The sequence below is a fragment of the Bradyrhizobium sp. genome, from assembly GCF_049691595.1.
Classification (GTDB): Bacteria; Pseudomonadota; Alphaproteobacteria; order Rhizobiales; family Xanthobacteraceae; genus Bradyrhizobium.
Window position 1 is genome coordinate 1 of record NZ_JBAVNZ010000249.1, and the last position, 5,919, is coordinate 5,919.

The 5,919-nt window shown below is 63.6% G+C and carries 6 protein-coding genes; 5 read left to right on the top strand and 1 reads right to left on the bottom strand.

Features of this window, described 5'->3' with window-relative positions; genetic code table 11:
* The 5 genes from WCE35_RS11120 to WCE35_RS11140 all read left to right on the top strand — a co-directional run.
* Nucleotides 1-266: hypothetical protein (locus WCE35_RS11120; RefSeq protein ID WP_424593387.1), on the top strand; the 266-nt coding region annotated here is incomplete at its 5' end.
* Between the two features lie 377 nt (nt 267-643).
* Nucleotides 644-1,444, top strand: a complete 801-nt coding sequence (locus WCE35_RS11125) for a crotonase/enoyl-CoA hydratase family protein (RefSeq protein ID WP_424593388.1) — start codon at nt 644-646, stop codon at nt 1,442-1,444.
* Nucleotide 1,445: 1 nt separating this feature from the next.
* Nucleotides 1,446-3,344 (top strand): feruloyl-CoA synthase, encoded by a 1,899-nt coding sequence (locus WCE35_RS11130; RefSeq protein WP_424593389.1) that lies wholly within the window; start codon nt 1,446-1,448, stop codon nt 3,342-3,344.
* Nucleotides 3,345-3,502: 158 nt separating this feature from the next.
* A complete protein-coding gene (locus WCE35_RS11135; RefSeq protein ID WP_424593390.1) occupies nt 3,503-3,922 on the top strand; it encodes an acyl-CoA thioesterase in 420 nt (139 codons plus the stop codon).
* A gap of 128 nt (nt 3,923-4,050) precedes the next feature.
* Nucleotides 4,051-5,202 carry an ABC transporter substrate-binding protein gene (locus WCE35_RS11140; protein WP_424593391.1) on the top strand — a complete coding sequence of 384 codons (1,152 nt, stop codon included), beginning with the start codon at nt 4,051-4,053 and terminating at the stop codon, nt 5,200-5,202.
* Between the two features lie 117 nt (nt 5,203-5,319).
* On the opposite strand, the gene WCE35_RS11145 is transcribed toward WCE35_RS11140, so the two are convergent.
* On the bottom strand, nt 5,320-5,715 hold the full coding sequence (locus WCE35_RS11145; protein ID WP_424593392.1) for an endonuclease domain-containing protein: 396 nt from the start codon (nt 5,713-5,715) through the stop codon (nt 5,320-5,322).
* Nucleotides 5,716-5,919 lie beyond the last annotated feature (204 nt).

Consider the following 5,919-nt stretch of genomic DNA (forward strand, 5'->3'; position numbering starts at 1 on the left):
AAGCGTCGGCGCGAAACGGTGTCGCAGGGCGAGTCTCTCGTGAGCGATCAACCGGCGCGCAGGACGAACGGCGCCAAAGCGTACGGCAAAACCGTGTGGTCCTGGCACCCGTTGCTGGTGTCAAGCTGTCGGTGGCGGTCTCGATCCAACCGGATCGTTTCAGCCTCAAGCCGGCAGCGACGGTGACAAGACGAATTCGTCGCCGGGGAGATCACGGCATAAGCCGTCAAACCATTGCGCAGGGAATGCCGGAGTGTCTCCGCTGAACCTGTATGCTCGTGTGCGCATTTTTATCTACAACTTGCACACGAGACCGCGGGTGCAGCGCGCACCCGGCATTCCCTGCTCCCTCTTCTTCGAGGGACAGACCGTTCCAGCAAGGCTCGGGCAAACCATGCCGCGAGAAGGCGAATGCTCATCTGCTCCTTGAAAATTGAATCAGGACCTCGCCACGTCATTGCGAGGAGCGATAGCGACGACCCGTCCGCCGTAGCTCAAAGAGCGAAGGCTGAAGCAATCCATCTATCCGTTATGCCGCGACATGGATTGCTTCGCTCCGCTCGCAATGACGAAATTGGCCATATTGACTCCGTCGCCAATAGTTATAAAACATAACTATTCCGGGAAGGAAGCAATAAACCCCATGGGAAACGCCGTCCCCGCATCCGCAGGCCAATCCGAGTTGCTCGCGATCGAACGTAACGGCGCGGTCTTGACCGTGGGCCTCAACCGCCCGGCCAAGCGCAACGCGCTGAACGACGGCATCATGCGCGCGATCCAGGATTGCTTCGCGCATCTGCCGGACGGAACCGGCGCCGTGGTGATCCACGGCATCGGCGATCATTTCTCCTCCGGTCTCGACCTCTCCGAGCTGACCGAGCACGACGCGACCGAGGGCCTGCGGCATTCGCAGATGTGGCACCGGGTGTTCGATCGCATCCAGTATAGCCGCGTGCCGGTGATCGCCGCACTCAAGGGCGCCGTGATCGGCGGCGGGCTGGAACTCGCCTGCGCGGCGCATATCCGTGTCGCCGAGCCGTCGGCCTATTTCGCGCTGCCCGAAGGCCAGCGCGGCATTTTCGTCGGCGGCGGCGGGTCGGTGCGGCTGCCGCGATTGATCGGCGTGGCGCGGATGACCGATATGATGCTGACCGGCCGGGTCTATTCCGCGACCGAGGGCGCGGCCTATGGTTTCTCGCAATATCTGACCGAGGCCGGCGGCGCGCTGCCGAAGGCGATGGCGCTCGCCGAACGCGTCGCGGCCAATGCGCCGCTGACCAATTTCGCGGTGCTGCAGGCGCTGCCGATGATCGCGGAGGCCAATCCGCAGACCGGCCTGCTGATGGAATCGCTGATGGCGACCGTGGCGCAGAGCGACAAAGAGGCCAAACGCCGTATTCGCGCCTTTCTCGACCGCAAGACGGCAAAGGTGAAACCAGGCTGACATGAGCGCCATGCCCAACGTCTCTGGCTCGGTCGAAAGCGACGGCGCGGCGCGCGGCGGCGTGCATCCGCTGCGTCCGATAGCCTTCGGCAATCCCGCCGTGTCGGTCGATCGCCGCGATGACGGCACCATCTATCTGCGGCCGAAAGCCCGGCTTGGCGACTATCCGGTGCGTCTCACCGACCGCCTGCACCATTGGGCCAGGGCCGAGCCCAATCGAATCTTCATGGCCGAGCGCGCTGCCGGTGGCGGCTGGCGGCGGATCACCTATGCGCAGCTCCTGACCTCGGCCCGGCACATCGCCTCGGCACTGCTGGCGCGCGGCCTCTCGGCGGAAAGGCCGGTTGTCATTCTCTCCGGCAATTCGATCGATCACGCGCTGCTCGCGTTCGGCGCGCTTTATGCCGGCGTTCCCTCTTGTCCGGTATCGCCGGCCTATTCGCTGGTGTCGCGGGATTACGGCAAGCTCGGCTTCCTGATGAAGCTGTTGACGCCGGGCCTCGTGTTCGCCGACGACGCCGCGAAATTTTTCGATGCGCTTTCCGCCGTCGTCCCGGCCGGGGCGGAAATCGTCGCCTCGCGCGGTGCCATGGCCGGCCGCGATGTGACCAGGCTGGCTGACCTTCTGGCCACGCCGGAGCACCCGCGCCTCGACGCATCGCATGACGCCATCGGTCCGGACACCATCGCAAAATTCCTGTTGACCTCGGGCTCGACCGGCAATCCCAAGGCCGTGATCAACACCCAGCGCATGATCTGCGCCAACCAGGTGATGATCCGCGAGACGATGGCCTTCCTCAAGGACGAACCGCCGGTCATCGTCGACTGGCTGCCGTGGAACCACACCTTTGGCGGCAACCACAATGTCGGGCTGACGCTGTACAATGGCGGCTCGATGTATCTCGACCAGGGCAAGCCGATGCCCGGCGGCATCGAGGAGACCGTGAAAAATCTTCGCGAGATTTCGCCGACGGTCTATTTCAACGTGCCCAAGGGCTATGAATCGCTGCTGCCGTATCTGCGCGACGATGCCGCGCTGCGCGAAAAATTCTTCGCCCGGCTGCAGGCGATGTTCTTCTCGGGCGCGGCGCTGTCGCCGTTCATCTGGAACAGCCTCGATGAGCTCGCGGTGCAGGAAACCGGATTCCGCGTGCCTGTCCTGACCGGACTCGGCGCCACCGAGACCGCGCCGTTCTTCATGTCGGTGCGGCCCGACACCAGCCGCTCCGGCCATGTCGGGCTTCCGGTGCTGGGCAATGACGCGAAACTCCTGCCGAACAACGGCAAGCTGGAGGTTCGCGCCAAAGGGCCGAATGTCACGCCGGGCTATTGGCGCCAGCCGGAACTGACCGCGGCGGCGTTCGACGAGGAAGGCTTTTACAAATTCGGCGACGCGCTGACGCCGGCCGATCCCGATGATTTCGACGCCGGCTTCGATTTCGACGGCCGCATCGCCGAGGATTTCAAGCTCGCGAGCGGCACCTGGGTCAGCGTCGGTCCGTTGCGCGCGCGCTTTATCGCGGCCTGCGCGCCGCTGGTACGCGACGTGGTGATCGCAGGCATCAACCGCGACGAGATATCGGCGCTGGTCGTCCTCGATCTCGACGGCTGCCGCCTGATCAGTCCAGCGCTTCCGGCGAACGATCTCGCTGCCGCGGCCGCCGACGGGACGATCCGCGCCGCGTTTGGCGCGCGCTTTCAAGAGCTGGGCGCAGGCGCGACCGGCTCGTCGAGCCGCATCACCCGCGCGATCCTGCTCGACACGCCGCTGTCGATCGATCGCGGCGAGGTCACCGACAAGGGGTCGATCAACCAGCGCGCGGTGCTGGAGCATCGCGTCGCGTTGATCGAGACGCTTTATGCACCGGCGCCGCACGCGCAAGTGATCACGCTGAACTGAACTCGAAAATCTTCGCCAGGGAGAGAACCATGCAGTCGAGGGATCGGGCCGGGGAGTTCGCCGCGCCGGCGCCGCACATGATCGACAATTCCTGCCTGAACGGCGAAGGTGTGTGGCGCGATGCCGCGCGTCGCATCGTGCCGCGCTGAGCCAGGCCCATGTTTGTCCACCGGCGCGACGTCCAGATCCAATGGGGGGATTGTGACCCCGCCAACATCGTTTACTACCCGCGCTACTTCGCGATGTTCGACGATTCGACCTCGATCATGTTCGAAGCGGCCGGCTTTTCGAAGCAGGACATCGTCAGGAAGTATGGCCTGGTCGGCATCCCCATGGTGGACACGCGGGCGAAATTCTACATCGCCTCGACCCATGGCGACTGGATCGCCATCGAGAGCCGGATCGAGAGTTTCAAGCGGTCGAGCTTCGAGGTGACGCATAGGGTGTTCAAGGGCGAGGCGCTGGCGATCGAGGCGTTCGAAACCCGCGTGCTGGTCGGCCGTCATCCGGACGATCCGGCACGGCTGAAATCGGCGGCCGTACCGCCGGAGATCATCGAGCGCTTCATGAAGGGCTGACTTCAAGGGGCTGACTTGAAGGGGCTGACTCGGGCCCGCGCATGACCTAAAGAAGGGGCTGAACGGACGACCGGATTTTGCTTTAGCCTGCGGGAAATTACCTGGAAAAGACATAGAGGGAGATACGAATGAACAAGGCTCTTCTGTCCGCCACCGTTGTCGCGGCGGCCCTGGCGCTGCCGGGCTCGCTTGCGCTGGCGCAGACCAGTGAAATCACCATCGGCATTTCGATCTCGGCCACCGGCCCCGCCGCGGCGCTGGGCATCCCCGAGCGCAATGCGCTCGACTTCGTGCCGAAGGAAATCGGCGGCGTGCCGCTGAAGCTGATCGTGCTCGACGACGGCGGCGATCCGACCGCGGCCACCACCAATGCGCGGCGTTTTGTCACCGAATCCAGGGCCGATATCATCATGGGCTCGAGCACCACGCCGCCGACGATCGCGGTGTCGACGGTCGCCAACGAAGCCAATATTCCGCATTTCGGCCTCGCGCCGTTCCCGATCAACGAAGCGCGCATGAAGTGGTCGGTCGATCTGCCGCAATCGATCCAGATCATGGGCAAGGTGCTGTACGAGCATATGAGGGCGCACAGCATCAAGACCGTCGGCTATATCGGCTATTCCGATTCCTACGGCGATCTCTGGGTCAACGACTTCAAGGCTCAGGCGGTGCCGATCGGGTTGACCATGATCGACGAAGAGCGCTTTGCGCGTCCGGATACCTCGGTCGCGGGCCAGGTGCTGAAGCTCGTCGCCGCCAATCCCGACGCGATTTTGGTCGGCGCCTCCGGCACCGCCGCGGCCTTGCCGCAGGCCGCGCTGCGCGAACGCGGCTACAAGGGCCTGATCTATCAGACCCACGGCGCCGCCAGCATGGATTTTGTCCGCATCGCAGGCCCCGCGGCCGAGGGCGTGATCATGGCGGCGGGACCGGTGATGTCGCCGGAGACGCAGCCCGACACCGCCCTGACCAAGAAGCCGGGGCTGGCGCTCAACAAGGCCTACGAAGCCAAATATGGCCCCAACAGCCGCAGCCAGTTCGCGGGCCACTCCTACGACGCCTTCGAAGTGCTCAAGCGCATCATCCCGGTGGCGCTGAAGGCCGGCAAGCCGGGCACGAGCGAATTCCGCGAGGGCATCCGTCAGGCCTTCATCTCCGAGAAGGAAATCGTCGCGAGCCAGGGCGTCTTCAACTGGACCGAAAAGGACCGCTACGGCCTCGACGAGCGCTCGCGCATGCTGCTCACGGTGAAGGACGGGAAGTACGTCCCGGCGATGTGAAGCGGGGCAGCAAATTCGAAGGTGATTAGAGCCCGCCCTTTCAAAGAGGGCCGGCTCTTCTTACCCTCCCCTGGAGGGGGAGGGTCGCCCGCGCAGCGGGCGGGGTGGGGTGAAGGTCTATCGTCGTCGGCGGTGTTTCATTAGTTCGACTTCAGCCTCACGCGATCCGTGCAGTTCGACATAAATTCGTTCGAGTACCGCGTTCAGATTCTGCCTAACCTCCGAATTCCAAAAGCGGATGACGCGATATCCTTCCTGCTCAAGCCAAAGCTGCCGTTCGCGATCGCGCCTGGCGTTTTCGTCATCATTGTGGTGCCCGCCGTCGAGCTCGATGATCAGATGCCTGGCAGGACAGAAGAAATCCACGACGTAGGTACCGATCGGCGCTTGGCGTCGGAAGTGGGTACCTGCTACCGGGATATCTTTCAGGGCGCGCCATAAGATGCGCTCGTGCGGGGTCGTGTTGGCACGAAGTCTCTTGGCGGCTGCTCGGCGGATCGATGTTGAGACCATAGACAGCTTGCTCGCGGATAGATCACCCCACCCCGCTCGCTATGCGAGCGACCCTCCCCCTCCAGGGGGGAGATATCACCTTGACTGAACAACGCTTAAGGGCGCATCCTCTCCTTACAATATCGGAGGTTGCACACATGGCGCCAAATGACCTGATCGCCCTGAAATCTAATTTTGAGACATGGCAGAAAACTAGGGGCGTCG

Coding starts and splice junctions, on each gene's coding strand:
- WCE35_RS11145 (WP_424593392.1), bottom strand. CDS start 5,715: ATGGTCTCAACATCGATCCGCCGAGCAGCCGCCAAGAGACTTCGTGCC.
- WCE35_RS11140 (WP_424593391.1), top strand. CDS start 4,051: ATGAACAAGGCTCTTCTGTCCGCCACCGTTGTCGCGGCGGCCCTGGCG.
- WCE35_RS11125 (WP_424593388.1), top strand. CDS start 644: ATGGGAAACGCCGTCCCCGCATCCGCAGGCCAATCCGAGTTGCTCGCG.
- WCE35_RS11130 (WP_424593389.1), top strand. CDS start 1,446: ATGAGCGCCATGCCCAACGTCTCTGGCTCGGTCGAAAGCGACGGCGCG.
- WCE35_RS11135 (WP_424593390.1), top strand. CDS start 3,503: ATGTTTGTCCACCGGCGCGACGTCCAGATCCAATGGGGGGATTGTGAC.